The following is a 26630-nucleotide window of genomic DNA, read 5'->3' on the forward strand; positions in this document are numbered from 1 at the left end:
GCGGGGGCACTCGCAGCCGAACCGGGGGGCCTGGCAAGCATCGCGGGGCACTCGCAACCGTGTGCACCGGGGGCGTCGCGGGTCGACGCCCCCCGGGGGCGTGGTGGCGGGAGGCGGTGCCGGCGCACGCGCCTCCCGTCGGCTCCCGTCACTCCCGTCGCGCTCAGGTCAGGCTCAGCAGTGCGTCCGCGGAGAACGGGCTCAGTTCGGAGTGGCGTCCTTCGCGCACCTTGGCCACCCATGAGGGGTCGGACAGCAGCAGGCGCCCCACGGCGACCAGGTCGAACTCGTCCCGTTCCAGGGACTCCACCAGGCGGTCCAGGGAAGCGTTCGCCGCGCCCCGGCCCTCGACGAGGGCGCTCAGGAACTCGCTGTCGTCGAGCCCGACCGATCCGACGGCGACCGTGGGCAGGCCGGTGAGCTTCTTCACCCAGCCGGCGAGGCCGAGGTCGGATCCGGGGAACTCCGGCAGCCAGAAACGCCGGGTGGAGCAGTCGATGACGTCGACCCCCGCCTCGATCAGCGGGGCGAGCAGCAGGTACAGCTCGTCGGGCGTGGTCGCGAGCCGGGCACCGAAGTCGCTCACCGTCCACTGGGAGACGCGGAGGAAGATCGGGAAGTCGTAGCCGGCCGCGGCCCGGCAGGCGGCCACCACCTCGGCGGCGAAGCGGGTGCGGCCGCCCAGGTCGCCGCCGTAGCCGTCGGTGCGGGGGTTGGACTCGGGGCGCAGGAACTGGTCGATGAGGTAGCCGTGTCCGCCATGCAGTTCGAGTCCGTCGAAACCGAGACGCCGGGCGTCCGCCGCGGCCCGGCCGAAGGCGGCGACCACGTCGGCGATGTCCGCCTCGGAGAGCGTGGCCGGTCCCACGGCGGGCACCTGCGGGTGCGGCACGGCGTCGCCCTTGCGTTCGAGGCCGGCGTGCCACAGCTGGGGGATGATCCGGCCGCCGGCCGCGTGCACCTCCTCGACCACGCGGGCCCACCCCGCCAAGGCGTCCTCGCCGTGGAAGCGGGGCACGTCGGTCGTGGGGGCCGCGGCCGGATGCCCCACGACCGTGCCCTCGGTGACGATGAGACCGACACCGCCGCGGGCGCGACGGGCGTAGTACTCGGCGATCTCGGGGCCGGGAACGCCGCCCGGGCAGAAGTTCCGGGTCATCGGCGCCATCACGGTCCGGTTGGGCAGGTGCAGGTGGCCCACCGAGAAGGGCCGGAACAGCGGAGCCACGGCGGGGACCGCGGGACGAGGGGCGGGGACGGGCACGGGGGTGGTGGTCTGACCGGGCATGCGGAGGCTCCATCGGTACGGGGTCGGGGACGGTCGGGGCCGGAACGGGTCCGGAGTTCTCATCCGGCGGGGCGGGCCGGCACCGGTGCCGCCGTCTTGGCACAGGCCAGTTCGACGGCCCGGCGCAGGGTGGTCCGCGCGGGCAGGCCGAAGATGTCGACGATGGTGGCGAGGCGCTGTTCGAGGGTGCCGCCGACGACGTGGTACGGGATGTCCAGCTCGTCGAGCGTGCGCAGCAGCAGTTCGTCGGACAGCCGCCGGAACCGCTCCGAGACCGGCCGGTGCCCGTCGGCCACCAGGTCGAACTCCACCGGCAGGTGCACGAAGGCGTGGTAGGCGGTGCGGGCATGGTCCCTGAGCACCACGCCCAGGGCTTCGACGACCTCGGCGTAGAAGTCGGGGGGCGCGTCCGTGGGGTCGTAACCGTCGGTGGGGTGGATCCCGGCGTGGACGCGGACCGTGCCGTAGACCCACTCGTGCAGCGACGAGCCGTCGGAGACGAAGCCGCCCGGGAGATGGGACTCGCGTACGGCCCGTTCGGTGAACCGGCGGATGCCGAGCTGGATCAGCTCGGACGCCGAACACTCCTCCAGGCGTTTGCCCGGCAGCGCCTCGGCGAGGATCTCGCGCATGGTCCTGGCATGGGTGCGGGGGATGCCGGTGAGGTACGAGAGCGCGATGGTCGTCGTGGTCTTGCCGGTGCTGTACGTGCCGGAGACTGCCAGTTTCTTCGTCATCTGCTTCGGGGTCCTCGGTCCGGGAGACGGTGTGCCACGGCGAACCGCCCGCTGATGCCGTGGAAGGAGTAGCTGAGATCGCACGCCCGCCAGGTGTCGTCGGCCATCGCCAGCCGGTGGGTGTCCTCGATCCGGGCCCGGGCGGGGAACGGGCGGTCCAGGGCGCGCAGCGGGAGCCGGGTGGACAGGGTGGCCCGGCGCAGCCAGAGGGTGTCGCTGTCGTGGCGGTCGAGTCCGTCGAGGGCGTAGAGCAGGACCTGGGTGAGCTGGCCCGTGACGGTGATCGCGTCGATCATGGAGGCGCTGGGGCCGTACGCCGCCTCCAGTCCGGTGGAGAAGGGGTGGCCCTCCCCGGGCGCGGGCGTGATGCGCACGGTCGCGTCGATCTCCCGGGCCGCCCGGTCCACCGCCATGTCGACGAACTCCAGGCCCCGATGGCGGAACTGCTCGACGAAGTAGCACCGGCAGGGCTCCCCCAGGGCGTCCACGGCGCTCGCGTGCCGCGCCTCACCGCTGTCGGCGCGGTACCCGTCCCCGGTCTCGTGCTGGACCTCGGACCGGACGTCCATCGAGCCGATGCGCGTGTGGACCACGGTGGCGCGCAGGCCGTCCACGACGGGCACCGACTCGGCGGGCCGGGCGACGCCGTGCACGGCGAGGTGGTCCAGGTCCTCCTGCGGCCGGCCGCCCGCCCGCAGCCGGACCTCCCGCAGCCACATCCGGGAGCGGGCCCCGGGGTCGAGGTCGTACGCGTGCACCAGCAGGATCTCGGCGAGCTGGGCCCCCAGCAGCAGCGTGTCGATGCTGCTGAGGTGCGGGACGAGGGTGCCCTTCGTGCTCTTCGCGGACCAGTCGGGCGGGTAGCGCACGGACGCCCGGGCCCGCGCCTCGGCGGCATGGGGTCCGCGGACCACCCGGATGTCGTGGAGCCGCTGCCGGACCCGCCGGAACCCGTCGCCGAAGAAACGGTGTTCGGCGGGGCCGAGACAGTCGGCGAGGGACGGGCGGACCGGCCGGGAGAGGGTCATGGCCGGCCCGTGTCGGGGGCCTGGGCGGTCGGCCCGCCAGGCCGGGGGGCGGCCATCACCCGCAGGAACATCTCGTAGGTGGACAGCAGCGGTGCGGTCGCGACGCTCCAGGTCGGATCGTCGGCGGGGACCAAGGGGGTGGGCGGCGTGGCGTCGGGCATGACGGCCTCCTGTCGGACGGCTCGGCTTGGCTCGGACGGCGGACGGCTCGGACGGCTCGGCTTGGCTCGGACGGCGGACGGCTCGGACGGCTCGGCTTGGCTCGGACGGCTCCGTGAGCCAGGCCGACTCGGACGGCTCCGTGAGCCAGGTCGGCTCGGACGGCTCGGTGAGCCAGGTCGGCTCGGACGGCTCGGGGAGCCAGGTCGGCTCGGACGGCTCGGGGAGCAGCTAGGGGTTCACAGCCCGAGCAGTTCGTCCATGTGCCGGTCGCGGAACAGCAGTGCGCGCGCGATGCTCGCGTGATCGGCCTCGTCCGACGCGTCGAGACGGGCCCACGCGTCCCGCAGCCGCAGGCGTGCGGCCGTGCAGTGGAGGTGGGCGAGCCGGTGGTGCCCGTCCTCCTCCGCGCGCGCGAGGACCGCCGCCATGCCGAACAGCTCGCGGGAGATCCGGCCGAGCAGCAGCAGCCGGTGCTGCCCGCGCGTTCCCCTCGTGATCGGCTCCTCCGCAGCGCAGTGCGCGGAGAACCGGGAGAGCTCCTCGTTCAGGGCCCGGGCGTGGCCCGCGGTCCGTGGGAAGAACGAGCCGGTGAGCGCGAGCGCCTCGGGGTCGCCGGGGTAGCCGGGGCCGTCCGCGACATGGGTGAGGAGCGTGCGGGCCAGTTCCACGTCGAGCATGTCGTCGACCCCGCCCACCGTCCGCAGCATCCGTGCGTCCCGGTAGGCCCGCTCCACAGGGGCCGGCGGTGCGCCGCGTCGCCGCTTCGAGCGCGCGGTCTCCAGGCCTTCGGCGCCGAGCAGCGACACCGTGCGGTCGACGATCCGCGCACACGCGTCGGTGCAGAAGTTGCGGGCCGCCATGCGCTCGAACCACCGGTCGTGCGGGTCCGGGGCGCCCAGGCTCCAGCGGACCACCGTGTCCATGGCGTGCACGTCCGCCACGCAGGCCGCCAGCGTGCGCTGGACGAGGTCGTACTCCCCCAGCCCGATGCCGTCGACACGGCGTCGCGCCACGAACTCCCGTGACCAGCGCAGGCAGTTGCGGGCGAGGGCGAGTGCCGGAGCGGCCTGGATGAGCAGCCGCGCGGACAGGACGGCCGAGGCCAGGCGCGGGGTGTGCCGGGGGTCGCCGTTCGGGACCGTCAGCAGGTGGTCCCGGGGTACGACCACGCCGTTGAGGCGCAGCGATCCGTTGGGCAGGCCCCGGGCACCGACGTACTCCAGTGCGGCCCGCACCTCGAAGCCGGGGCTGCGGGTGTCCACGACGGCCAGGCCGACGCGCCGTCCGTCCGGTTCCCGCACGGTGACGGTGACGCCGAGCAGGTCGGCCACGGCCAGGTTGCTGATGAAGAGCTTGTCCCCGTTCAGGACGTACGCGGAGCCGTCCGGTGTGGGAGTGGCGGTCGTTTTCGGCCATTGGTCGCCGCCGCCGGTGGGTTCGGTGTCGGCGAAGCCGGAGATCATGCCCTCGGCGGTGCGCCGCCGGATCAGGTCGCGCAGCGGCCCGTGCGGCAGTGCGGGGAGCAGGGAGGTGCCGACGCCGATGCCGTTGTGGACCCCGAGCATGACACCGACGGCGGTGGACCGGGAGGCGGCCGCCTCGACGACGCGGAAGACCTCGTAGGGCGGCAGACCGAGGCCGCCGAGGTCCTCGGGCGCCGCCAGCCGGAACGCGCCGAGGTCCTTGAGCCGGGCGACCAGGGAGTGCGGGAGTTCCGCTTCCCGGTCGACGGTGTCCGGGTCGAGTTCGGTGTCGAGGAAGGCCAGCAGGGCGGCCGGCCGGTCGTCGCCGTCCGGGCGGGGCGGGGTGGGCTGCCCGAAGACCGGGCCCCCGCCGGCGAGGGTGGTGAGAAAGGTGGGCGCTGCGGTGGGCAGGGGGCGGCGCCCCACGAGGTCGACGGTCATCTCACACCTCCCGGGCCTGGCACGCCCCGGTCCGGTGCGCCGACCGCACCGTGTCGAGGAGCAGGTGCAGACGGAGTCCGGTCTCGAAGTCGGGCACGGTACGGGAGCCGGTCCGGATGTCCCGGGCCAGTGCGGTGTACAGCTCCAGGACGTTGCGTACGGCCGTGTCGGGGACATCCACCGCGGTGCGGTGCGCCGGCGGCACCGGCACCTCCCGCCAGGTGTCCCCGGACGGGGCCTCGTACAGGTGGATGTCGCTCACCTGGATGCCGTGTCCGGCGGCGGGCCCTTCGGAGACCAGGGCGAGGCTGCCGCGGGTGCCGGTGAACTCCAGACGGGTGCGCGGGTGACCGGTCTTGCCGTCGTGGACGTGGACGGAGACGGGGACGCCGGTGACCAGGAGCCCGCCGATCAGGACGTGGTCGGCGCCGGTGACACCCACCGACTCGGCGGTGTCGGACACGGTCAGCCGGGGCTGCTGGACGGACAGCAGGGCGGAGAGGCGGCCCATGCTGCCGCACAGGTGCTCCAGCAGGTCGAGCGTGTGGCCGCCCGCGACCTCCAGGGTTCCGGCGCCGTTGCGCCGGTCGAGGGTGTACACGGCGTCGGAGGTGACCGTGCCGCCTGCGCCTTTCGCCCGTGCGGCGTAGACGTCGACTCCGGTGATCCGGCCGATGGCCCCCGTGGTCAGCAGGTGCCGGGCGTGCCGGACGGCGGGTGCGTGGCGGGCCTGGAGTCCGACGGCGTGGTGGACCCCGGCCCGCTCGGCCGCCGAGGCCAGCACCTCGGCCTCCTTGGTCGTGCGGGTCAGCGGCCACTCGCAGTAGACGTGCTTGCCCGCTTCGAGGGCTGCTTCGACGAGGGCGGCGTGGTCGGGGGTCTTGACGGCTACGACGACCAGGTCGACGTCGGGGTGGCCGCTCAGCCGGGCCGGGTCGGTGAAGTGGTGGCGGGCTCCGTAAAGTTCGGCGGCGCGGCGGGCGCTGCCGGAGCGGGTCGTGGCGACCGCCGTGAGCTCGTAGTCCGGTGACGCGGTCAGCGCCGGCAGGTGCGACATACTGGCCCAGCCTCGCTCGGGGCCGGCGCCGATGACGCCCACGCGGATCGGTTCGGTCATGGCTGCTTCCCTGGTCTGGAGAAGGAACGGGGGTGTGCACCGGGGCGGGCGGCGGTACGGGGGGTTCGCCGGCCGCCCCGGTGCTGTTCGGGAGTCGGGAAGGAGTCAGGACAGCCGGGCCAGTTCCTCACCGAGGATGTTCACCGCGGTGGTGATCTGTTCCTCCGTGTGCTCGGAGGTGATGAAGAACCGCAGCCGGGCCAGGCGTTCCTCCACCGCCGGGTGCAGGATGGGGTTGGCGCTGATCCCCCGGGCGTAGAGCCGGTCGGCCAGGTGGAGCGCCTTCTCCGAGTCGCCGGTGATCGCGGGGACGACCGGGGTGCCCTCGCTGGTGCCCACGTCGACGCCGGCCTCGGCGGCGAGCCGCAGGAACATTGCCGAGTTGTCGTGCAGCCGGGTGACCCGCTCGGGCTCCTCACGGATCAGCCGCAGCGCGGTGAGCGCGGCCGCGGTGGACGCCGGGGGCAGGCCGGCGCTGAACACGAAACCCGGCAGGGTGTACCGGAAGTGCTCGATCAGCTCGTGCCGTCCGGCCACGTAACCGCCGCAGCTGGCCAGCGACTTGGACAGGGTGCCCATCCACACGTCCACGTCGTCCGGGTTCACGCCCGAGAACTGGGCCATGCCGCCGCCGGTCTTGCCCATGACGCCGATGCTGTGCGCCTCGTCCACCATGAGCAGGGCGTCGTGCCGCTGCTTGACGGCGATCAGCGCGGGCAGGTCGGCGGTGTCGCCGTCCATGCTGTAGACACCCTCGACGACGATGAGCACCCGGCGGTAGTTGTCCCGGACGTGGTCGAGGATCCGGTCGAGGGCGACGAGGTCGTTGTGCGGGAAGGGCTGCCGGGCGGCGCCCGACTGGCGGCAGCCCTGGATGATGCTGTCGTGGGCGAGGGCGTCGTGGAGGATCAGGTCCTGAGGGCCCATCAGGTGCCCGATGACGGTGACGTTGGTGGCGTGGCCGCTGACGAGGCTCACCGCGTCCTCGGCGCCGACCAGGTCGGCCAGGCCCCGGTCGAGCTCCATGTGCAGCGGGCGGTTGCCGGAGAGGATGCGGGCCGCGGACACCGAGGAGCCGTACCGTTCGACCGCGTCCCGGACGGCCGCGGCGACCTCGGGATGCCCGGACAGGCCCAGGTAGTTGTAGCTGGAGAACGAGATCAGCTCACGGTCGCCGACGCGGGTGGTGTCCCGGATGGTGCCCTCGTGCGGCAGGAAGTACGGATTCACGGCGCCGGACGTCTCCAGGCCCCGCTTGCGCTCCAGCGAGGCGATCACCTCGGGGAAGGTCCTGACGTCGGCGACCTCGCGGCGGTCGACGGGACTGTGGGACGGCTCGACGGGGGCGGCCGGGGTCGGCACGGCGGGCGCGGCGGCTCGGGCCGTAGCGGGGGTCTCCGTCTGCGGGGCCGGAGCTCCGGACGGTGTCGGCGAGGTAGTCGGCCGGGTGCCGGGCCGGTCGTCGAGACGGGTGTGCACGGCCGTGACGAGGTCGCCGATCGAGGCGATGTCCATCATGTCGGCGGCCGGCATCGCGAGGTCGGGCCACTGGGCCCGCAGCCGGGTGGCCAGCTCGGCCAGCATGATCGAGTCGAAGCCGAGGTCCGTGGCGAAGACCTGTTCCGGGCGCAGGAAGTCCTCGGGATACGCGCTGACCTTGGCTATGCCGGCGTACACGACGGCCGTGACCTCGTCGGCGGTGACCGTGGCGGGTGCGGCCGGAAGGGCCGGCGGTAGCGGCGCCGCCACGGCGCCGGTCACGGCGGGTTCCGTGACGGGCAGGGTGATCGTCGGCAGGGCCGGGCCCGGGAGGCCGCGGCCGGCCGGGTCGAACGACTGGAGCAGGGCGACCTGGGCGTGCAGGAACTCGATGAGACCGCTCATCCTGGGCTCTCCGATCGGGGACGTGGGGAGGGGTGAGGGGATGACCGTGCGCAGGGGCGGTTCGGAGGCGCCGTGGGCGAGGGGTGCGGCCGCGGCGGGCTGCGTACCGGAGCCGTGCGCGGCCACGGCTTCCGTGTCCCCGGCGGGGGCGGCCGGGGCGGTTCCCGCTCCCCCGGTGAAGGTGACGGCGGCGGGCCGGGCGGCCGCCGGGCTCGGGATCACCACGCTCCGCTCCCGCAGGCTCCCGCCGGTGCGGACGCTGTAGACCGAGGTCGCCAGCGGGGACGGCGGCAGGGAGAGCAGCCGGCCTTCGGAGGGGAGGAGCGGCGTCGGGTCCAGCGGCGCCCCGGCCACGGCGAGCCGGCCGAGCGTGGTCAGGAGGGCACGGCAGGCGTCGGGGCGGCCCGTGCTGAGGGCGAGCGTCTCCAGGCTCGCGCCGGCCTCGTTGTTCCGGGCCATGCGCAGGAGCGTGTCGCCGCCGTAGACCTGGACCAGGAAGTGGGCCCCGGAGGCGGCGACCGAGCGTACGGCGTCGGTGAAGCGGACGGGGGCGGTGTTGTGACGGGCCCACAGGTCCTTGGTCTCCTGCGGGTCCCGGCAGACCCGGCCGCTGACGGCGGAGACGAAGGTGCGGGTGGGGACGGTCAGGGGCAGGGCGGCGATGGTCTCGGACATCTCCTCGTCGGCCGCCGCGACCAGCGGCGAGTGGAAGGCGTGCGAGACCCTCAGCAGGACCGTGGTGACGCCCTGCGCCGCGCAGTGCTCGCGCAGTTCCTCCACCGTCTCGGTGCTGCCGCTGAACACCAGCTGGCCGTCGTGGTTGTAGCAGGCGGGCCAGACGCCCACGACGGCTTCGGCCAGCCGTTCGGCCTCGGCCACGGGTGCCTGGACGGCGAGCATGGCGCCGCTTCCGGAGGGGACGGCGGAGGCCAGCACGGCCCCTCGCCTGGTCATGAACCTGACAGCCTCGGCGGCGGTGAGAGCGCCGGCCGCCACGGCGGCGGGGAACTCCCCGACGCTGTGACCGACCGTGATGTCGGGCTCGATCCCGCAGGCGGCCAGCAGTTCGACGGTGCCGGCACCGGTGATGCCGAGCGCCGGCTGGCACATGTCGGTCACCGTCAGCAGCGCCTGCGCCTCGCTGTCGCCCGGGGCGTGCGGCTTCGTCAGCAGCCCGGGCAGTACGGCCGGCACGGTCTGCGACTCCTCGGCGGTCACCTCGATCAGCTCGGCGGCGCGGGCGGCGGGCAGCGGGAACCTCCTGACGAGGTCCGCGAGCATGCCGGGGCGCTGGGAGCCCTGGCCCGGGAACGCGAAGGCGATCCGGCGTTCCTCGGCGGGCAGCGGCCGGGCCGCCGCGTGGATGCCGGGGGCGATCTCGCCGAGCGCTCCCTGTGCCAGCCGCTCGGCCGCGAGCCGAAGGCCGTCGAGCAGTTCCGTCCGGTCGGCGGCGGTGAACGCGAGGCGCGCGGTGAGCAGCTCCCGGCGGCCGAGGGTGCGGGAGACGTCGGCGGGGGTCGCCTCCGGGTCCGCGGCGACGGCGTTGCCGACCTCCTCGGCGTGCCGGGCGAGGTCCGGCACCGACCCCGCGGAGAGCAGGATCAGCCAGGGGTCCTCCGGCAGGCTCCCGTCCTCGGGCAGGCGCGCGTCCTGAGCCGGGGCGGGTGCGACGCGCGGGGCGCCTTCCAGGACGGCGTGCACGTTGGTGCCGCCGAAACCGAACGAGCTGACTCCCGCGCGACGGACCTCGTCGTGCGGCCAGGGCTGCGGGCTGGTCGTCAGCCGCAGCCCCGAGGAGTCCAGGTCCAGGACGTCGGCGACCTGCGTCCCGGCGGGCTGCGGCGGTACGACGCCGTGGTGGACGGCGAGCGCCGCCTTGACCAGACCGGCCGCACCGGCCGCCGACAGGGTGTGGCCGATGAGGGCCTTGGAGGAGGAGACGTAGCACGGCGTGGTGGCGTCGGAGTCCGCGCGCAGCAGTCCGATCGCCTCGATCTCGGTCCGGTCGCCGACCGGGGTGCCGGTGCCGTGCGCCTCCAGCAGGCCGACTTCTCCGGGGTCGGCCCCGGCGTCCCGGTAGGCGGCGCGCAGGGCGGCGAGCTGTCCCTGGGCCTGCGGTGTCATGGGGCCGCCGCCCCGGCCGTCGTTGGCGGAGCCGACCCCGCTGACGACGGCGTAGATGCGGTCGCCGGCCGCGAGCGCGTCCTCCACCGGGCGCAGCACCAGGGTCGCGCCGCCCTCACCGAGCACGAAGCCGTCGGCGCGCTCGTCGAAGGGCCGGCACACGCCCTGCCGGGACAGCGCACCCGCACGGGAGAATCCGACCAGCGGGGTGGGCGAGAGACCCAGGTAGACACCTCCGACGAGCGCGATGGAGCAGGCACCCGAGCGCAGGCTCCGGATCGCCGCGTCCAGGGCGACGAGCGCGGAGGAACAGGCGGCGTCGAGCGAGACGGAGGGGCCGCCGAGGTCGAGGACCTCGCTGACGGTGCAGGGGACCATGTTGGCCAGACAGCCGGGAATGGTGAAGGAGTTGAACGGCATCAGGGCGGAGTCCGTGGCCCGGTGCAGTCGGCCCAGCAGCTCGGGGTCGGTCTCACCGTCGTGGAACGAGCCGTCCGCCAGGAGGTTCGCGCTGATCCTGGAGACACTGATGTCCCGGTGGTCCAGGGAGGTCACTCCGGCGAACACGCCGGTGCCCGCCCGGTCGAAGCCGTCCCGCTCCCAGCCGGCGTCCTGGATCGCCTCCCGTGCCAGGTCGACGAACAGCTTGGCCTGCGGGTCCATGGCCCGGGCCCGGCGCGGCGGGATGCCGTAGTGCGCGGGGGCGAACCGGTCCGCCTCGGGGAGAAAGGCGACCTGGTCGGTGTAGACGCCGTGCGGCTCCCGGAAGTCGCCCGGCCGGTGGTACACGGAGTGGTCCCACCGGTTGGCGGGAACCGCCGAGAACTGTGGCTCGGCATTCATGAGAATTTTCCAGAACTCGTCGATATTGACGGCTCCGGGGAATCGGCACGACATGCCGACGATAGCCATACCAGCCACGAACGCCCCCTCGATCCCACATCGATTGCGAATTGGTCGGACACCGGGGGAATGAAGGCGGGAAATGGAATGGATGGGACCCGCCCGCCGACGCCGACACGGAGAGATTGGCGGTGACTCCGGAGCGTGCGCAAGCAGCCTTCTCAACCAGTGGAAAGAATGCCGGTGACCGACCGGGGAAAACCGGGACGCGGCGAAAATTCAGCGACAGGAAGCTTTCCGGCTGGTGAGAAACAATGACGACCGGGCAGCGCACAGGCTTCCCCGGACACCGGGCCGTTCCCCACGAACGAGACACCGGCTACACCGACCCCCTCGGGCAACCTGCCGGCTCCTTCAGGCGACCCGCCGGCTTCCCGGATGCCCAGCCAGATCCCGCAGGCGACGCGGCAGCTTCCCCGGACGCCCAGCCAGATCCCCCAGGCGACCCGCCGCCCCCTCAGGCGACCCGCTGGCTCACCCGGCCAGCTCCCCCAAGCAACCCGCCGACGCCCTCAGACGGCCCACCAGCTTCCCCGGACACCCGACCGCCCCCCCCCCCCAGCGCCAGCTCCCCCAGGCGACCCGCCGGCTTCCCCGGACGCCCAACCGGCCCCCTCAAGCGACCCCGCCCAGCTTCCCCGGACACCCGACCGACCCCCGCAGACGCCCGCCACCTCCCCCGGACACCCGGCCAGCTCCCTCAAGCAACCCGCCCCCGAGACGACCCGCCGACCTCCCCAGACCCCCCGTCGCCCCCCTCAGGCGTCCGGTCCCGTGGGGCGCAGGCCCACCTGGTGGGCGAGTACCAGGACCGTCGCCTCGAAGAGCGCCTCGCGGTCCTCGATGACCGCGTTGTACTGCCCGAAGACCTCGAAGCTGATCAGCCCGAAGAGCTGCGCCCAGACCGCCGCGAGCCGTGGCGCGGCTCTTTCCGGCAGCGTGCGGCCGGGCTCGCGCAGCAGGAGGCGGACGTCGTCGGCGAGAACCGACCGGCAGTCCGCGCCCGGCACGTCCGGTTCGGCGAGGGCGCCGGCCTCGTGCGCGGACTGCGCCACCTCGAGCAGGACGAGCGCCACCCGGGAGGCGGGGGCCACGGTGTCCTGCGGGGCCGCGTAACCGGGCACGGGCGAGCCGTAGATCAGCGCGTACTCGTGCGGATGGTCCAGCGCCCAGCGGCGCACGGCCCGGCACACCGCGCTCCAGGCGCGCATCCAGTCGGCGGTGCCGACGCGCTCGACGGCCTCCTCGGCGGTGGCCCCGAGCGCGTTGTACGCGTCGACGATGAGGGCGGTGAGCAGGTCGTCCCGGCTCGGGAAGTAGCGGTAGAGCGCCGACGAGACCATGCCCAGTTCGCGGGCCACCGCGCGCAGGGAGAGCCGCGCGGCACCCTCGGCGGCGAGTTGCCTGCGTGCCTGGTCCTTGATGGCGCACGCGACCTCGGCGCGGGCCCTGTCCTTGGCTCCTTGGATGACTCCCATGTGAGCAGTCTGCCACCTACGAGAGCACCGCCCAAGTACGAGAGCGGTGCTCTCTTCAAGAGATCAGTGCTCTTGCATTGAAGCGGCGATCGCTGTAACACTGCTCTCCGGGCAGAGCATTGCTCTCACCCGAGAGCGCCAGTCTTCACCACGCGGCAGCACGTCAGCCCTCGCCGCGTTTCCCCACGTCAGTGCCTATGAGCCCGGAAGCACAGGTGTGCTTCCCGGCCGGACGGACCTGTCCGCTCCGGCCGTTCAGGGGCATCCAGTCCCCCGTCGCACCCGTTCCGGCCCGGCCGGCCCGCGGGTACAGCCGTAGAAAGGAATCCCGTGTGATGGTCACTTCGGTGCCCTCCGGGAGCGCCAGGACGAACCGCCGCGGTCCCTGGTTCACCCTGCTCGCCGGATTACTGTTCCTGCTGGTCGCCGGCGCCGCGAGCGCAGGAGTACTGACCCATCTGAAGTCGGGCGGGTTCGACGACCCCGGCTCCGACTCGGTGGCCGCCGCCAAGGCGCTGGAGCGCTCGTTCCCCGACAGCCAGCCCAACCTGATCGTCCTGGTCAAGGACACCGAGCACGGCCTCGACGGCGCACCGGCCCGGGCCGAGGCGGACGCCGTGCGCAAGGCGGTGTCCGGCACGTCCGGCGCCCGGATCGTCGCCTCCTGGTTCGAGACGCCCGACCCGAGCCTGCGGTCCGGCGACTCGGGGCTGATCCTCGTGCGGATCGACGGCGACGAGAACGAGAGCATGCGCACCGCCGACGACCTGCACGAGGAGCTGTCGGACACCGACGGCGGCGTCTCGGTCTCGTTCGGCGGCATCACCGCCGTCAACGACGACATGAACAAGCAGGTCGAGAAGGACATCGTCGCGGCCGAGACCATCGCGATCCCGATCACCCTGCTGCTGCTCGTCCTGGTCTTCCGGGGACTGGTCGCCGCACTGCTGCCGATGCTCCTGTCGGTGCTCACCATCGTCGGGGCCCTGGCCGCCGTCAACGTCACCGCGCAGTTCACGGACGTCTCGGTCTTCGCGGTCAACCTGATCACGGCACTCGGGCTCGGGCTCTCGGTGGACTACAGCCTGTTGATCGTCACGCGCTACCGGGAGGAACGGGCGGCGGGCCGTGCCGACGAGGAGGCGCTGCGGATCACCCGTGCCACCGCGGGCCGTACGGTCGCGCTGAGCGGAGGCGTGGTCGGCGCGGCCCTGGCCACACTGCTCGTCTTCGACCAGTACTTCCTGCGCTCCTTCGCGGTGGCGGGCATCGCGGTGGTGCTGGGTGCCGTGCTCGGCTCCCTCTACCTGCTGCCGGCCGCGCTGCGGCTGCTCGGCCCCCGGATCGACGCGCTCGGGGGGCGTCGGCGCAGGCCGCCGACGCCGCCCGCGGAGACCTTCTGGGGCCGCGTCGCGGGCCGCGCCTTCCGGCGCCCCGCCCTGCTCGCCACTCCGGTGATCGCCCTGCTGCTGCTCATGGCGGTGCCCTTCGCCGGTGCCCAGTTCGGTGTGCCGGACGAGCGGGTCCTCCCCGAGGGGGCCGAGAGCCGGGTGGTCAACGAGGCGGTCCGCGCGGACTTCGGCGCGGGCGACGACCGTGCCCTGAACGTGGTCTCCGAGGACTGGAAGGCCACCGGGACCCAGCTCGGACAGTACGCGGCCGACCTGTCGAAGGTCACCGGCGTCACCCGGGTCGTCGGTTCCGCCGGAGTGTTCCAGGACGGGTCCAGGGTCGCCGCGCTCGACCCGGCGGCGGCCGCCGGCTACCGCAGCGAGGGCGCGGTCCGGCTCCAGGTCCAGACGGACGTCGTGCCGTACTCCGAGAAGGGCGGCGACCTCGCCCGGGCCGTCCGCGCGGTCGCGCCGCCCGGCGGGAGCGAGGTCCTGGTCGGCGGGCAGGCGGCCCAGCTGGTGGACATCACCCACTCGATCGCGGCCAAGCTGCCCCTGGCGATCGTGCTGATCAGCGTGCTGAGCCTGCTCTTCCTCTTCCTGCTGACCGGCAGCGTCCTGATGCCCGTCAAGGCCCTGCTGTTCAACGCGCTCAGCCTCGTCGGCATCCTCGGTGTCGCCGTCTGGATCTTCCAGGACGGTCATCTCTCCGGCCTGCTCGGCTTCACCCCCTCACCGCTGGCCGTGTCGATGCCGGTCCTGGTGTTCTGCATCGCCTTCGGCCTGTCCATGGACTACGAGGTCTTCCTGGTCGCCCGCATCAAGGAACGGTTCGACCGCACCAGCCGCCTGGAGAGCTCGGTGCGCGAGGGCCTCGGTGCGAGCGGCCCCGTGATCACCGCGGCCGCGGCCATCCTCGCGGTGTCCTTCTTCGCGATGCTCAGCTCCGGGGTCTCCCTGATCAAGATGTACGGCCTGGCCACGGGCCTGGCCATCGTGGTGGACGCGGTCCTGGTGCGCGGGGTGCTGGTGCCGGCGTTCATGCGGGCCGTCGGTCCCTACAACTGGTGGGCCCCCGCGCCGCTCAAGGCCCTCCACCGCCGCTTCGGCATCAGCGAGTCCGCCGAGCCGGAGACGGCCCCGGCCCCCGCCGCACCCTCCTCCGACCGATCCGCGACCGCCCCCCAGACGACGGGATCACGTCCATGACCGACACCGAGAGCACCCCCGTGCGCAGCATGGACCGGCTGCGCGAGATCGCCGGCGTCGCGGCCCGGGCGGCCAACGCCCACAACACCCAGCCGTGGGAACTGCGGTTCCGCTCCGACCACGTCGAGGTGGGCTGGCGCACCCAGTACGCGCTGGGCCCGAGCGACCCCGCACACCGGGACCTGCGACTCTCCCTCGGCACCTACGTGGAGAGCCTGCTGATCTGCGCCGCCGAGGCGGGAATCCCGGTGCGCTGGGAACCCGACTTCGACGTGGACGCCACCCGGGTCGGCCGGCTCCGGCCCGACGAGTGGCCGACGGCGAGTCCCCGCTCGGTGGCCGACGTCGAGGGCCGGCGGGTGTGGCGGGGTGCCTGGAAGCGCGAGCAGGTTCCGGCCGAGGCCCTGCACCGAGCGCGGCGGACCGCCGAGGAGGCCGGTTTCCGGGTGGCCGTGGTGCCCACGCAGGCCGCCCGGCCGCTGCTGGTGCGGGCCTACCACTGGTTCTTCGGCGACGCCGGGATCGCCGCCGAACTGCTGGCCTGGGCCCGGCTCAGCCCGCGCCACCCGGAGTACCGCAGGGACGGGCTGAACGACGTGATGCTCGTGCTGAGCAGGGCCGAGGCCCTGGCCATGCGGATGTTCTTCGCGCCCCCGGTCTACCGCGCCCTGCGCCCCCTGGGCCTGGTGCGGCTGCTCACCACCCTGTCGTCGGGCGCGACCAGGGGCGAGGGCGTGGTCCTGGTCATCCTCGGCAAGGGGAACGACCCGGCCGACGAGGTGGAGGCGGGCCGACTGGTCACCCGGCTCTGGCTGGACCTCTTCCGGGACGGTATCCACGTCCATCCGCAGAGCCATGTCATCGACTGCCCCGGCACCGTCGGCGACCTGGCCCGGCTGTGCGGGGCCACGGACGGCGAACGCCCGCTGGTGTTCTTCCGGGTGGGCTATCCGGCGACCGACCCGGCCGCACGGCCCCGCCATCCGCGCAGGGAGAGCGCGGAACACATCTCGGCGTGAATTCCGCGGTCCCCGCCAAGGCGGGCGGGGACCGCGGCCGACAAGGGAATGACCGGCATCCCCGGGAACGCCATGCGAATGCACCGACGCGAGTCGCACGACGAAAGGGTTCTGCCGAATGTCCATACCAACACCCGCCTCGGATCGTTCGGTCGTCGAGCGCACGCTGAGCGTCCTGGGGGCCTTCGACACCGGAAATGTGCGTCTGACGGTGAGTGAGATCAGCCGCCGCTCCGGGATTCCGGTGGCCACCGCTTATCGCATCGTCGCGAAACTTCTTTCCTGGGGCGCATTGGAGCGTGCGGAACACAACCGGTACACCATCGGTCTGCGCCTGTGGGAAATCGCCCTGCTGGCACCGCGGCATTCCGACTTACGCAGCGCGGCGGTCCCGCACATGTTCGAGCTGCGCGCGATGACCCGCAGCGCCGTCCTGCTCTCGGTGCGGGACGGGAACGAGGGCATCTGCCTGGAGAGCGTCTCGGTTACGGCCCGGCCGCTGCACAGGTCCTGGTCCCGGGGCCACCGCTTCCCCCTGCACGCGACGGCCTGCGGACGGGTCCTGCTGGCCGCGGCCGACGACCTCACGTGGGAGGAGATCCACACCCTCGGGCTGGGCCCGCACACCCCGAGGACGGTCACCGACCCCGGCGTGCTGCGCGGACTCGTCGAGCAGGGCCGGCGCCAGGGGTTCGCCGTGTGCGACGGCGAGTTGCTCGACGGGGTCGTCGAGGTCGCGGCCCCCCTGTACGACGCCGACGGGACCGCCGTGGGTGCCGTCGGTCTGGTCACCGACCGCGACCGCACCGCCCACGACCGCGATCGCACCGCCCACGTCCACGACCTCGCCCGCCCGCTGCTGACGGCCGCCGGGCGCATCTCCCGCAGCCTCGCGCTGCGGACCAGGACCGAAGGACAGCACCACTCGTCGACCGACAACCAGAGGAGCAGGACATGAACACCGTGCAGGAAGAGGTCCGCAGCGGTCTGGCGGACATCGTCAACGAGATCGTCGGAGTGCCGCTCGACGAGGTCCGCCCCGAGCAGTCCTTCGCGGACGACCTGGACGTCGACTCCCTGTCCATGGTCGAGGTCGTGGTGGCCGCGGAGGAACGCTTCGGGCTGACCATCCCGGACCAGGCCGCCGCCGGCATGAAGACCGTGGGCGACGCCATCGGCTACATCGTCGCCAACCGCTGACCGACCAGGAGGCGTTCTCATGTTCTCGACAGATCGCAAGGTGGTCGTGACCGGTGTCGGAGCGACCACGCCGCTCGGCGGTGACAGCACGTCCACGTGGCAGGGGCTGCTGGCCGGCCGCTCCGGGGTGCGGCTGCTGACGCACGCCTGGGCCGCCGAGACGCCGGTGCGCATCGCCGCGGAGGTCGCGGTGGAACCCACCGAGCTGCTCCCCAGGCCCGAAGCCCGCAGACTCGACCGCTCGGCACAGTTCGCGCTGGTGGCGGCCCGTGAGGCATGGGCGGACGCCGGCTTCACGGGACCGGCGGGCACGGACGGCACCGCCGACCCGGACCGGCTCGGGGTGGTCCTCGCCTCCAGCATCGGCGGGGTGATCTCCCTGCTGCACCAGCACGACGTGCTGCGGCAGCAGGGGGTGCGCAAGGTCTCGCCGCACACCGTCCCGATGATGCTGCCCAACACGCAGGGCGCCAACGTCGGACTGGCCCTGAACGCCCGGGCGGGCGTGCACTCTCCCGTGAGCGCCTGCGCCTCCGGCTCGGAGTCGGTCGGCTACGGCATCGACATGATCCGCACCGGCCGCGCCGACATCGTGGTCGCGGGCGGGACCGAGGCGGCCATCCACCCGCTCACCATCGCCGGCTTCGGCAACATGATGGCGATGTCCAAGCGCAACGAGGACCCGACCGCGGCCTCGCGCCCCTACGACCGCGGCCGTGACGGCTTCGTCATGGGCGAGGGTGCCGGGGTGGTCGTCCTGGAGTCCGCGGAGCACGCGGAGCGGCGCGGTGCACGGGTCTACGCGGAGGCCGTCGGACAGGGGCTGTCGGCGGACAGTCACCACATCACCCAGCCGGAGCCGTCGGGGCGGGGCATCGTGGCCGCGCTCTCCGGTCTGCTGGACTCCTCCGACCTGGTCCCGGACCAGGTGGTCCACGTCAACACGCACGCGACCTCCACGCCCAAGGGAGACGTGTCCGAGGTGAAGGCGCTGCGGAAGGTGTTCGGCGAGGCCATGGACCACATCGCGGTGTCCGCGACGAAGTCCATGACCGGCCATCTGCTGGGCGCGGCCGGCGGTGTGGAGAGCGTGGCGACGGTCCTGGCGCTGCACCACCGGATCGCGCCCCCGACGATCAACATCGACGACCTCGACCCCGAGGTGGACGCCGACATCGTCCGCGGTGAACCGCGACCGCTCCCCGGGGGGCGGATCGCGGCCCTGAACAACTCCTTCGGGTTCGGCGGTCACAACGTGGTGCTCGCCTTCCGCACCGTCTGACGTGCGCAGCTGTCGGGTTGGCCGCCCGCGGTACGCGATCACAGTCTCCACAGTGCCGGGAATGCGGATCAACCGGCCTTCCATTCAATGGAAAGGCACCGGAACGCTCCCGGCGGAATGACCTCTCGATACCGGCCGGTCAGTTACCGGCCGGTATCGACGTCTCGTCAGGAAGCGCCGTTTCCGTCATCCGTCGAAATTCACTCCGTGAACGCGCCGAAAGGCACCCGGGGTCATCTGCACCAGGCGTATGAAGAACTTGGTGAAGTTGCTGACCTCGGTGAATCCCAACTGCCGGGCCACCGCGCCGATGGGGAGCCGGGTGTGCGCGAGCAGGCGGCGCGCCTCCAGCGCCACCCGGGCGTCGATCACCCCCTTGGCGGAGGTGCCGATGACGGTCCGGCAGGCCCTGGACAGGGCGTGGCTGGTGCAGTTGAGGGCCGTCGCGTAGTACTCCACCCGGCGGGTGCGATGGAACGAGCGGTCCAGATCGAGCCGGAACCGCTGAAAGAGCTCCAGCTCGCGATGGTCGATCTCGTGATGGGCGAGTCGATAATCCTGCCGATCCCGGCAGATTCTGGTGACCGTCAACAACACCACGGACAGCAGGTGTTGCAGCATGTGCTCACCCAACTCAAGCTCGATGCCACGGAATTCGTCCCGCAGCAGGTCCATGATGCGTCCGAATTGACCCAGTTCCGACTCCGTCAGCTGCCAGAACGAGGGACGCAGCACGTCGTCGAGGATGCCCACGGTGGCCTGCATCCGCAGCGGGAACGCCTCGGTGAAGAGGATGACCTCACCCTTCATACCGGGCTGCGGCGCGCCTTGGACGATCTGGTTCGGGCGCACCCACAGCAGGCTGCCGGGCCCGCACTCGATCCGCGTCGAGTCGATCGAGAACATCCCGGTGCCCTCGGTGACCAGCAGAATCTCGTGGAATCCGAGTCGGTGCGGAGAGGACAGAAGTGTCTGCGGAACCTTCTCCAGCAGGTCCTCGAGCGACATCACCGAGATACCGGAACCCGATCGACAGACGGGGGTGTAGGGCACGACGGGAATCGGCAGGCGTGCGAAATCGACCATAGAGGTTCCGGAATCGACCTTTCTCAAGTCACTTCAGAATTCAATGATAGTCCTGGCCGCCCGTTCCGGATCACACCGGTGCAGCATGCACGACTCGGACACCGCTCGCATTGCGTGCAGAGGAAAGGAACGAGACGGGATGACCACCCCCCACGCCGGCACTCCGGAGCGCTCGCTCGTCGATCGCGCCCTGAGTGTGCTGAGTGCCTTCGACCGCCAGAACCGCACGCTCACCCTGAGCGACATCAGCAGGCGCTCGGGTCTCCCGCTGGCGACCGCGCACCGCATCGTCAACCGACTGCACAGCTGGGGCGCCCTGGAGAGGGGCGAGGAGGGCAGCTACAGCATCGGGTTGAGGCTCTGGGAGACCGGAACCCTCGCCCCGCGCTGCTCACCGCTCGCCGAGGCGGCCCTGCCCCATCTGATGGACCTGCGAGCCCGGGCGTCCGCCGGGGCGCTGCTGATGATCCGTGACGGCCTCGAAGGCGTCTGCCTCGCCATCGCCTGGAGCGGGTCCGGTACCCCGCTGTGCCTGCCCGAGTCCGGGGACCGCATGCCGCTGCACGCGTCCGCCGCGGGACTCGTCCTGCTCGCGCACGCCGACGACGCCGTCCAGAACCATGTCTGCGAATCGCCGTTGCGGGTGTACACGCCCACGACCCCGGCGCACGGTGCCGCGTTGCGGCAGGCCCTGGCGAAGGTCCGGCGGGACGGCTACGCGGTGACGCACCGCACCCTGGATCCGGACTGTGCCTCCCTGTCCTTCCCGGTGCGCGGAGCGGGCCGGGCCGTGGTCGCGGCGGTGGCCGTGGTGGCTCCCGCGGACAGCTTCCAGCCCGCGAAGGTGGCCCCCCTGGTCTCCGCAGCCGCGGACGCCATCTCCCAGCACGCCCGGTCCTCCACGTTACGGCCGCCCCGCACGACCCCATGAGGGCAGCCGACTCTCACGCGCGCCGCCGCCGGGCGAGTGGTGGGGGCGCGGGCCGGGGCAAAGCAGACACACCGACCCGCCCCACCGGCGCCGCCCGCCCCCGCCCATCTCCTCAGTGCTGCCGGACCGACCTCTCGCCAGCCCCCCTCAGCGCTGCCGGACCGACCCCGCCCGACCCCCTCGGCGCCACCGAACCGCCCCACCCGACCTCCTCAGCGCCACCGAACCAACCCCGCCGGGCCTCCTCAGTGCCGCCGGACCGACCCCGCCGGCCCCCCCTCAGTGCCGCCGAACCAACCCCGCCCAACCCCCTCGGCACCGCCGAACCGACCCCGCCCGCCCCCTCAATGCTGCCGCCGCGCCAGCCCCGTCCGTCGCAACCGCCGTACCACCGAGCGGAGTTCCGCCGTCCTGGCCGGCCAGCCCTCCGCCGGTTCGGAGACCGGGGCGGTCTCCTTCGTGGTCGTGTCCGCCGTCCACACCGCGAAATCGTTGTCCCGAGGGCCGGACTCGACGTACGGGTCGCCCTTGCCGAAGATCTGGACCGGGTGCGTGGCGTCCCAGGGGCGCCAGCCGGGGTCGCCGTCCGTGGCGAAGCGCACCCAGGCACCGTGCATGGCGTCGGCGAGCTCGGCCGGGGCGCCCTCGCCGGCGAGCTTGGCCGACTCCGGGACGTCCCCGGTGTCGAAGACGAAGCCCAGTTCGAGGGCATGGCAGGCACCGAGGTCGGGGAGGTTGGAGGGCCAGGCGAACTCGTAGACGTACGACGAGCCGGGGCGGGCCTCGGCCAGGCGGTGCAGGGGGATCCGCAGGAGGTGGTCGGTGACCATCTGGCCGACGATGTCGGCGGTCCCGGCGTCGGGGTGCAGGGCGCGGTAGCCGCGGACCACCTCGGAGCCGCAGTGGCAGCGGGCCATCGCGCCGGCGAGGGCGACCGGGCCGAGCCGGTCGACACGCTCCAGGAGGCCGCCGGGCACGAGCCAGAGACGGTACTCGTCGCTGGTCCAGCCCAGCATCAGCTCGACCTCACGGGCCACCGAACCCTCGACCAGCGCCTCCAGGGGGTCGCGGGGCACGAGGTCACCGTCGATCACGATGCCGAAGGCCGGGCCGCCCAGGACGGGGCTGCTGAGGCGGCCCACCTCGGCCTGGGTGCGCAGCAGCAGTTCGCGGTCGACCTCGGCGAAGGCGGCGGCGGTGGCGGGGACCTTCAGCCGGGTCGCCATGCGGCGCACCATCCGCCGTACCTTGTCGCGGTCGCTCGCCTCGGGCGGCCCGCTCTGGAGGACCGCGCGCCGGAACAGGCCCTGGGCCTGCGGGGCGGCGAGCAGGGCGCCGATGCTGATGGCGCCGGCCGACTGTCCGGCCAGGGTGACGCGGCCGGGGTCGCCGCCGAAGGCCTCGATCGCCTCGTGGACCCAGCGCAGGGCGGCGAGCTGGTCGCGCAGGCCGGGATTGGCGGGGGCGTCCGGGAAGAGGCCGTAGCCCTCGACGCCGAGCCGGTAGTTGACCGAGACGAACACCACGCCGTCCCGGGCGAACGCGTGTCCGTCGTACACGGGCACCGCGGAGGACCCTCTGGTCAGGGCGCCGCCGTGCAGCCACACCAGGACCGGGAGGCGGGCGCCTGGACCGGGTTCGGGCGTCCAGACGTTGAGGTTGAGGCAGTCGTCGCCGGGGACGAACGGGTCGGAGAGGTAGTGCGCGAAGGCCTCGGAGTACGGCGGTTTCGGGGCTGTCGGCCCGAAGTCGACGGTGTCGCGGACACCGTCCCAGGGCTCGGGCGGGACAGGGGGCCGGAAGCGGTTCGGGCCGAAGGGCGGAGCGGCGTAGGGGATGCCCCGGAAGACCGCGACCCCGTCCTCGTGGCGACCGCGCACGGCTCCGTACGGCGTGCTGACCACGGGATCTGTCCGGACTGCTGCCATGTGACCACCAGCCTCCTCAGCGCGCTTGTGCACCGTGAACAACAGAGCACCACATTTCGGCCCGGTATTCCGGTGCAGAGCGCGTTCCGGCGGCTGGTCGGCGTACCTCGGGGTGCGACCGGCGGGGCCCGGCCTCTTCCCGACTCCACCGGGCGAACTTAGGGTAGGAAGCGCTTACTGCCTCGCGCTTGCCTTTCCGCGCTGGTCGAGACTTCCATGGCCCTCGGGCGGGCCGGAGAGGGTGGTTCCCGATGGTCCGCACGGGGAGTGCGAGCGTGGCGGCCGGTCCGACGCTGGCGGTGGTGGCCCGGGAGGCGGGTGTGTCGGTGCCGACCGCCTCCAAGGTGGTCAACGGCCGCGAGGACGTGGCCCCCGAGACGCGGCGCCGGGTCACCGAGGCCCTGGACCGGCTCGGCTACGTCCGCAGACCGAGGTTCGACGCGGCGAAGTCGTCCGGCCTCGTCGACCTGGTCGTGCACTCGCTGGAGACCTCCTGGTCGGGGGCGGTGCTGCACGGGGTGGAGGCGGCCGCGCACGACGCCGGTCTGGAGGTGGTCGTCTCCGCCGGGCTGACCCGGAACCGGGCCGGCCGCCCCGAGCGCGGCTGGCTGGACAAGCTCACCGGGCGCGGGTCATCGGGCGTGCTGTTCAACCTGGCCGAGCTGTCGCCGGCGCAGTACGGCTGGCTGGACCAGCACCGGATCCCCTACGTCCTGATCGACCCGGTCCTGGAGCCGCCGGCGGGCGTGGTCTCGGTGGGCGCGGCGAACTGGCAGGGCGGGGTGACCGCGACCGAGCACCTGCTCGCGCTGGGCCATGAGCGCATCGCGGTCGTCGCCGGTCACCAGCGCAAGATGTGCAGCAGCGCGCGGGTGGCCGGCTACCGTTCGGCGCTCGCGGCGGCGGGGGTCCGGCAGCGGCCCGAGTACCTCCGCCTCGCGGGCTTCGACGAGAGCACCGCCCACCGTCGCACGCTGGAACTCCTGGACCTGCCCGAACCGCCCACCGCGGTCTTCGTCTGCTCCGACAGCATGGCGCTCGGCGTGTACGCGGCCCTGGCCGAACGCGGTCTGAAGGTGCCGGACGACATGAGCGTCGTGGGGTTCGACGACCTCCCCGAGGCCCGCTGGGCCACCCCGGGCCTCACCACGGTCCGCCAGCCCCTGTCGGAGATGGCGGCGACGGCCCTGCGGCTGCTGGTCCGCATGATGGAGGGCGACCACCCGGAGAGCACCCGCACGGAACTGTCGACGCGGCTGGTGGAACGGGCGAGCACGGGGGCGCCGCGCGGCTGAGCGGCTTCGGGCACCCTGGGGTCTGTCGGTGGCGGCGGGGCCGGGCGCCCTGGGTCTTTCGGCGGCGGCGAGACCGGGCACCCTGGGTCTTTCGGCGGCGGCGAGGCGGGGGACCACAGACCCCCCCGATGGCGTCGGGGCCGGGCACCAGACCCCCGGATGGCGTCGAAGCCCGGCATCAGACCCCCCGGTGGCGTCGAAGCCCGGCACCAGACCCCCCGATGGCATCGCGGCCCGGCACCAGACCCCCCGGTAGCGTCGAAGCCGGGCACCCCGAGTCCCCGTCGGCGGCCTGGCGTGCGTTCGCCGGCTGCCGTCGGAGCGGGCGAAGACGGCGTCCGCCGCGACCGGGCCGCCTGGCCCGAGGCGACCCGCAGCCCTCCCCGGCGGGCCGTGCGCATCCGGCGCGCGGGACGGGCCGTGCGATCGCGGACAGGCCGCGCGCGAGGAGGCGGGGGGCCGTCGGCCGGGGCGGCCCTGGCCGACGTCCGGGCCGCCCCGGCCATGCCGCGGGTTCGTGCGCGTGCGCCCCTGGTCGTGGGCCTGTGCGCGTCGGAATCGTTCAGCTTCGGTCATCCGTGGGCGAGGGGAACTGGCCGGGGCGGACGGGCGTCGAACGATGCGGCGGGGAGGGGCCGCCGTCCCGGTCAGGGCGGCGGCGAGCACTTGGGGGACGACCATGACGCGCTGGCGGCCGCTGCCCGACGCACTGCCGAGGGAGGCCCGGCATCTCGTCGAGCAGCTGCGGCAGCTCAAGGACCGCACGGATCTGAGCCTCGCGGAACTCGCCCGGCGCACCGCGTACAGCAAGTCGTCCTGGCAGCGGTACCTCAGCGGGGCCAAGCAGCCGCCGCGCGGTGCGGTGCGGGCGCTGTGCCGGGTGGCGGGCGCGGACCAGGCCCGGCTCCTCGCGCTGTGGGAACTGGCCGACCCGGTCTGGCCGTACGGCCCGGTGGGCCCTCCGGTGCCGCCGCGGATCCCGGCGGAAGGGGTGCCCGCGTCGGAGGCCGTGGCGGCGGCCGTCCCCGGTCCGCAGCACCGGCGGTGGCGGGCGGCGGCGCTGGTGGCGTTCGCGGTGATCGTGCTGCTGGTGGCGGGGGTGCTGTGGGCGTGGCCGTCGGGGAGCGAGTGACGGTACGGCCGCCCCCGCTCCCGCGCCGACAGGGTCAGCCGACCTGGTCGTAGTAGGCGTTGCGCCAGCTCCCCGTGCCCTTGAGCTTCACCCGGTACTTGCCGCCGACCCGCTTGAAGTCGACGTCCCGTTTGTCGCCGTCGTAGCGGACGGTGCCGCCCGAGAAGGGGCCGTGCAGCCACTGCTGGGCGAACTCCCAGCTCTGGTCGGTGACCACGCCGTCGTTGTCGGTGAGGCCGTAGCGCTCCTGCCACCACTGGGTGGCCGACTCGGTCTCCGGGCCGAAGGAACCGTCGATCCGGTTCTTGGCGAAGTTGTGCCAGTCCCCGTCGTCGTCCTGCCACTTGGCGCCGTCCGCGTACAGGACGGACTGCCACAGCGCGGTGGCGTTGCCGACGGCGTGGTCGTCGACGCCCAGGTTCTCCTCGTCCTGGAAGTCGTCGCTGACGACTCCGCTGCCGTCGATCCCGTAGTACGGGGCCGCCTCCGCCGCCGGCGCCACGGCGAGGCCGATGGTCCCGGCGCCCAGCAACACGGCCGTCACCGTCGCGGCGGCCCGCTTGCGCATGCTCATGGATGTCTCCCTTTCCGAACCGCCGTGGTTCCCCCCGTGGTTCCCCCTGGGGCGGTTCGCTTCGCTCGGCACGGCACAGCGTCACAGGGCTGAGGTGCGCACGGCGAGAGCCGCTCGCGTCCCCGGTCCGGCGGGGGACGGTCCGCCCGGTGTACGGCGGCGTGGTCCGGGAGTGCGGGACGTACGGGGACCTGCCGGGACGGGATGGGACGGGTTCGGGATGGGACTTCGGCACCCTGCCCGGAGGCCATGGCCCGAGCACGGGCCGCCGTGGGTGTTCCTCCCGCGGTCCCAGGTGCGTAGCCTCGGCGCGGTGAACGCGATTCCGGCAGGCCTCGACCATCTGGTCCTCGCGACCCCCGACCTGGCGGCGACGGTCGCCGACTTCACCCGGCGCACCGGTGTCGTGCCCGCCCCCGGCGGGGTGCATGTCGGTCGCGGCACCCGCAACCACCTGGTGGCGCTGGGCGGCACGGCCTATCTGGAGATCGTCGGGCCGGACCCGGAGCAGCCGGAGCCCACGGGGCCCCGCCCCTTCACCGTGGACACGCTGCCCGCCGCCCGCACGCTCACCTGGGCGATCAGCCCGCCCGACCTGGACGCGGCGGTGGCCGCCGCCCGGTCCCGCGGCTACGACCCCGGGGAGATCCGCCCGATGAGCCGCCGCCGCCCCGACGGCACCCTCCTGAAGTGGCGCCTCACGGACGGCGACACCCAGCACCCCTCCGGCCTGGTCCCGTTCCTCATCGACTGGGGCGCCTCCCCGCACCCCACGGCCGCGGGCCTGCCCGGCACACCCCTGCTCTCCCTCGCGGCGACCCACCCGGCCCCGGACGAGATCCGCCCTCTCCTCGCCGCCGTAGGCACCGACCTGCGCCTGTCCGAGGGCCCGGTGGGTCTCTCCTTCACGGTGGACACCCCGCGCGGCCCGGTGAGCTTCGGATGACGTGTCCGATTC

Annotated in this window: 20 protein-coding genes; 9 read left to right on the forward strand and 11 right to left on the reverse strand. The window is 73.2% G+C overall.

What is annotated here, in order from left to right; translation table 11 throughout:
• Positions 1 to 163: 163 nt before the first annotated feature.
• The 8 genes from AQJ54_RS16735 to AQJ54_RS16765 all read right to left on the reverse strand — a co-directional run bounded on the left by AQJ54_RS16735 (position 164) and on the right by AQJ54_RS16765 (position 12625).
• Complete coding sequence (locus AQJ54_RS16735; RefSeq protein ID WP_107121076.1) at positions 164 to 1288, reverse strand: NADH:flavin oxidoreductase; 1125 nt, start codon at positions 1286 to 1288, stop codon at positions 164 to 166.
• A gap of 59 nt (positions 1289 to 1347) precedes the next feature.
• Positions 1348 to 2025, reverse strand: a complete 678-nt coding sequence (locus AQJ54_RS16740) for an AAA family ATPase (protein WP_062238154.1) — start codon at positions 2023 to 2025, stop codon at positions 1348 to 1350.
• On the reverse strand, positions 2022 to 3053 hold the full coding sequence (locus AQJ54_RS16745) for an AvrD family protein (RefSeq protein WP_062021698.1): 1032 nt from the start codon (positions 3051 to 3053) through the stop codon (positions 2022 to 2024). Before AQJ54_RS16745 ends, AQJ54_RS16740 begins: the two co-directional genes overlap by 4 nt.
• Positions 3050 to 3214, reverse strand: coding sequence for a hypothetical protein (locus AQJ54_RS45655; protein ID WP_159055527.1), 165 nt, complete (start codon positions 3212 to 3214; stop codon positions 3050 to 3052). The genes AQJ54_RS16745 and AQJ54_RS45655 overlap by 4 nt, the downstream gene beginning before the upstream one ends.
• A 237-nt stretch (positions 3215 to 3451) precedes the next feature.
• Entirely contained in the window at positions 3452 to 5119 is a 1668-nt protein-coding gene (locus AQJ54_RS16750) for an acyl-CoA dehydrogenase family protein (protein ID WP_062238157.1), read from the reverse strand.
• Between the two features lies 1 nt (position 5120).
• Positions 5121 to 6236, reverse strand: coding sequence for a Gfo/Idh/MocA family protein (locus tag AQJ54_RS16755; protein ID WP_062238159.1), 1116 nt, complete (start codon positions 6234 to 6236; stop codon positions 5121 to 5123).
• A gap of 105 nt (positions 6237 to 6341) precedes the next feature.
• Positions 6342 to 11156: a type I polyketide synthase gene (locus AQJ54_RS16760; protein ID WP_169808234.1), complete on the reverse strand. Its 4815-nt coding sequence runs from the start codon at positions 11154 to 11156 to the stop codon at positions 6342 to 6344.
• A gap of 749 nt (positions 11157 to 11905) precedes the next feature.
• Positions 11906 to 12625 (reverse strand): TetR/AcrR family transcriptional regulator, encoded by a 720-nt coding sequence (locus tag AQJ54_RS16765; RefSeq protein ID WP_062238163.1) that lies wholly within the window; start codon positions 12623 to 12625, stop codon positions 11906 to 11908.
• A 335-nt stretch (positions 12626 to 12960) separates the two neighbouring features.
• Here AQJ54_RS16765 and AQJ54_RS16770 point away from each other — a divergent pair, with 335 nt between their 5' ends.
• The 5 genes from AQJ54_RS16770 to fabF all read left to right on the forward strand — a co-directional run bounded on the left by AQJ54_RS16770 (position 12961) and on the right by fabF (position 18726).
• The gene (locus tag AQJ54_RS16770; RefSeq protein ID WP_062238165.1) at positions 12961 to 15225 is read left to right on the forward strand and encodes an MMPL family transporter; all 2265 of its coding nucleotides are present in this window, start codon (positions 12961 to 12963) and stop codon (positions 15223 to 15225) included.
• Positions 15222 to 16244: a hypothetical protein gene (locus AQJ54_RS16775; RefSeq protein ID WP_062238167.1), complete on the forward strand. Its 1023-nt coding sequence runs from the start codon at positions 15222 to 15224 to the stop codon at positions 16242 to 16244. Before AQJ54_RS16770 ends, AQJ54_RS16775 begins: the two co-directional genes overlap by 4 nt.
• Positions 16245 to 16362: 118 nt before the next feature.
• Positions 16363 to 17202, forward strand: coding sequence for an IclR family transcriptional regulator (locus AQJ54_RS16780; protein WP_062238169.1), 840 nt, complete (start codon positions 16363 to 16365; stop codon positions 17200 to 17202).
• On the forward strand, positions 17199 to 17444 hold the full coding sequence (locus AQJ54_RS16785; protein WP_062021719.1) for an acyl carrier protein: 246 nt from the start codon (positions 17199 to 17201) through the stop codon (positions 17442 to 17444). Before AQJ54_RS16780 ends, AQJ54_RS16785 begins: the two co-directional genes overlap by 4 nt.
• Before the next feature lie 19 nt (positions 17445 to 17463).
• Complete coding sequence (fabF, locus tag AQJ54_RS16790; RefSeq protein WP_062238171.1) at positions 17464 to 18726, forward strand: beta-ketoacyl-ACP synthase II; 1263 nt, start codon at positions 17464 to 17466, stop codon at positions 18724 to 18726.
• Positions 18727 to 18912: 186 nt separating this feature from the next.
• On the opposite strand, the gene AQJ54_RS16795 is transcribed toward fabF, so the two are convergent.
• Complete coding sequence (locus AQJ54_RS16795; RefSeq protein WP_062021724.1) at positions 18913 to 19812, reverse strand: AraC family transcriptional regulator; 900 nt, start codon at positions 19810 to 19812, stop codon at positions 18913 to 18915.
• Positions 19813 to 19951: 139 nt separating this feature from the next.
• Between AQJ54_RS16795 and AQJ54_RS16800 the strand changes: the two genes are divergently transcribed.
• The gene (locus tag AQJ54_RS16800; RefSeq protein WP_062021727.1) at positions 19952 to 20743 is read left to right on the forward strand and encodes an IclR family transcriptional regulator; all 792 of its coding nucleotides are present in this window, start codon (positions 19952 to 19954) and stop codon (positions 20741 to 20743) included.
• Positions 20744 to 21087: 344 nt separating this feature from the next.
• On the opposite strand, the gene AQJ54_RS16805 is transcribed toward AQJ54_RS16800, so the two are convergent.
• The gene (locus AQJ54_RS16805) at positions 21088 to 22671 is read right to left on the reverse strand and encodes a carboxylesterase/lipase family protein (protein ID WP_079069876.1); all 1584 of its coding nucleotides are present in this window, start codon (positions 22669 to 22671) and stop codon (positions 21088 to 21090) included.
• Positions 22672 to 22922: 251 nt separating this feature from the next.
• Here AQJ54_RS16805 and AQJ54_RS16810 point away from each other — a divergent pair, with 251 nt between their 5' ends.
• Both AQJ54_RS16810 and AQJ54_RS16815 read left to right on the forward strand, forming a co-directional pair.
• Positions 22923 to 23966 (forward strand): LacI family DNA-binding transcriptional regulator, encoded by a 1044-nt coding sequence (locus tag AQJ54_RS16810; protein WP_062238175.1) that lies wholly within the window; start codon positions 22923 to 22925, stop codon positions 23964 to 23966.
• A 679-nt stretch (positions 23967 to 24645) separates the two neighbouring features.
• A complete protein-coding gene (locus AQJ54_RS16815) occupies positions 24646 to 25098 on the forward strand; it encodes a helix-turn-helix domain-containing protein (protein ID WP_062238177.1) in 453 nt (150 codons plus the stop codon).
• A gap of 34 nt (positions 25099 to 25132) precedes the next feature.
• Here AQJ54_RS16815 and AQJ54_RS16820 read toward each other — a convergent pair whose 3' ends face one another.
• Complete coding sequence (locus AQJ54_RS16820; RefSeq protein ID WP_062021739.1) at positions 25133 to 25672, reverse strand: peptidoglycan-binding domain-containing protein; 540 nt, start codon at positions 25670 to 25672, stop codon at positions 25133 to 25135.
• A gap of 313 nt (positions 25673 to 25985) precedes the next feature.
• Here AQJ54_RS16820 and AQJ54_RS16825 point away from each other — a divergent pair, with 313 nt between their 5' ends.
• Positions 25986 to 26618, forward strand: coding sequence for a VOC family protein (locus AQJ54_RS16825; protein WP_062238690.1), 633 nt, complete (start codon positions 25986 to 25988; stop codon positions 26616 to 26618).
• The last annotated feature ends 12 nt before the right edge of the window (positions 26619 to 26630 follow it).

Source organism: Streptomyces griseorubiginosus (assembly GCF_001514195.1).
Taxonomy (GTDB): domain Bacteria; phylum Actinomycetota; class Actinomycetes; order Streptomycetales; family Streptomycetaceae; genus Streptomyces; species Streptomyces griseorubiginosus.